Raw genomic sequence first — 1,994 nt, 5'->3', positions numbered from 1 at the left:
TGTGTTGCGTCTGACTTCGTGTCGCAGTTCGCGTCGAGTTTCAGTCAGCATGTGAGGGTCCTCGATCGAGCCTGAGGAGGCACGTGTGAGTACTCAACCTGGACGTAAGAAGAGGCGGTTCCTGGCACCGCAAGAGAAGTTCGAGATCTGGATGCAGCTGGTGCGCGGCGAGATCACTGTCGGCGACGCAGCCGACAAGAATCGGGTCGATCGTGCCACGATCTCGAAGCTGAAAGACGTCGCGCAGAAGGGCGCGCTCGAGGCGTTGGCATCGTCTCGGCCGGGCCGGCGTGGTCCGAGTCGTGATCATGAACTCGATGACGCGAAGGTCGAGGTCGACAGGCTCCGGATGGCGTTGGCGGAGATGGCGGTGAAGTTGACGCTTGCTGAGGGAAAAGAGCCTTGGGGATGAGTGGCCGCGTCCCCGCCCGACTCGACGAGGCCACCAAGACCGCACTTGTCGAGCTGGTCGAGGGCGCCGAGGCTGCGGGCTGGTCGACTGCAGCATCGTGTCGCTATTTGGAGTTGTCGCGGCGGCGTCTCGAGCGTTGGCGCAACCGGCAACGATCCGGAGCGGGTTTGGCCGACCGGGCGTCGGGCGGCCGGCCGGTGCATGGGGTCACACCGGGCGAGGAAGCCGAGATCGTGGCGGTGTTCCACGAATGGTCGACCACGGATCGGTCGCATCGCAAGCTCGCGCATCGGGGTTCGTGGCTCAACAGGTTTTGGTGCGACCCCTCCACGGTCCGGCGGGTCCTGACACGCCGTGACCTGGTCTTTCATCCGCCAAGGCGGACCACGAAGTCAGAGAAACGGCCGATCCCGGAATGGATCGAGCAGGTCCCGAACAGGATCTGGATCTACGACACGACCCACTGGTCGAGCCTGGACGCTGCGACGACCGCAATCAACGATGTGGTGTCCAAGAAATGGCTTGGCGAGATCACGTCCCACGACGAAACCTCCACCCAGGTCCAAGCCGTGTTCACCCGCGCGTTGCGCGACGAAGGGCTGCTGGATCGGATCGAGGAACTCGCTGCGAGCGGTGAGTCGATGTCGCTCGACCCCGACGATGATCGCCTCCCGGTGCTGTTGGTGATGTCGGATAACGGTCCCCAGATGACGTCGGGATCGACACGTGAGTTCATGGCGTTGTGCTGGCTCGCGACCCACTACGGGCGGCCCGGCACGCCCACCGATCAAGCACAGATCGAGTCGTTCTTCGGGCACCTCAAAGGAGAGAACCCGCACCTCGACACGATCGACGACATCGTCATCATGCGCCGAGAACTCGATGCGCTCCGCGACCGTTGGAACACCGTTCGGCTGCATCAGGGCATCGGCTACGTCACGCCCGACCAAGAACACCGCGGCGACGGCAACCGAGTCCGCCAAGAGCGTCGTGACGGACTCTCACGAGCACGTGACCAGCGAGTGGCGTATCATCGCAACAACCAACCCAACCCCGGGCCCTCGCATGCGGACTGAAACATCCCGCAACTGCGACATTGAGTCAGACACACGTCACCCGCCACGGCGGAGCGAACGAAGCAGTCATCCACATGCTCGGCCGTATCGGCACGCTCGAAAATGTCGAGCCCTTCGTCGAGTCGGTCAAGCGCGGCGAAGAACTCCTGTGGGGCTTTGGACATCGCGTCTACAAGGCGTACGACCCGCGAGCCGCAATCGTCAAGAGCCACGCCGACCGGGTCTTCGCAATCACCGGCAAGAGCCCGCTGCTCGACGTTGCCCTCAAGCTCGAAGAGATCGCACTCGCCGACGACTACTTCAAGAGCCGCAACCTGTATCCCAACGTCGACTTCTACACCGGCCTCATCTACCAGGCAATGAATTTCCCCCTCAACATGTTCACCGTACTGTTCACGATCGGTCGTATGCCTGGGTGGCTCGCGCACTGGCAAGAGTCGCTCGAACAAAACTCGAAGATCAGCCGGCCGCGTCAGATCTACACCGGCGAGGCAGAGCGGGCATAT

General features: G+C 62.6%; 3 protein-coding genes. All 3 read left to right on the top strand.

Features of this window, described 5'->3' with window-relative positions; genetic code table 11:
• Positions 1 to 85 precede the first annotated feature (85 nt).
• Positions 86 to 412 carry a hypothetical protein gene (locus tag ACH2EI_RS04990; RefSeq protein ID WP_395159318.1) on the top strand — a complete coding sequence of 109 codons (327 nt, stop codon included), beginning with the start codon at positions 86 to 88 and terminating at the stop codon, positions 410 to 412.
• Complete coding sequence (locus tag ACH2EI_RS04985) at positions 409 to 1,488, top strand: integrase core domain-containing protein (protein ID WP_395159316.1); 1,080 nt, start codon at positions 409 to 411, stop codon at positions 1,486 to 1,488. The genes ACH2EI_RS04990 and ACH2EI_RS04985 overlap by 4 nt, the downstream gene beginning before the upstream one ends.
• A 20-nt stretch (positions 1,489 to 1,508) precedes the next feature.
• The coding region (locus ACH2EI_RS04980) for a citrate/2-methylcitrate synthase (protein WP_395159314.1) at positions 1,509 to 1,994 on the top strand (486 nt) is incomplete at its 3' end.

It is taken from the genome of Ilumatobacter sp., assembly GCF_041688325.1.
Taxonomy (GTDB): Bacteria; Actinomycetota; Acidimicrobiia; order Acidimicrobiales; family Ilumatobacteraceae; genus Ilumatobacter_A.
The sequence above is the reverse complement of the archived record's forward strand: the minus strand, read 5'-3'. Positions and strand labels throughout refer to the sequence as shown.

Bases quoted from the DNA above. Each gene is read 5' to 3' on its own strand.
- ACH2EI_RS04985 (WP_395159316.1), top strand. From the start codon at position 409: ATGAGTGGCCGCGTCCCCGCCCGACTCGACGAGGCCACCAAGACCGCA.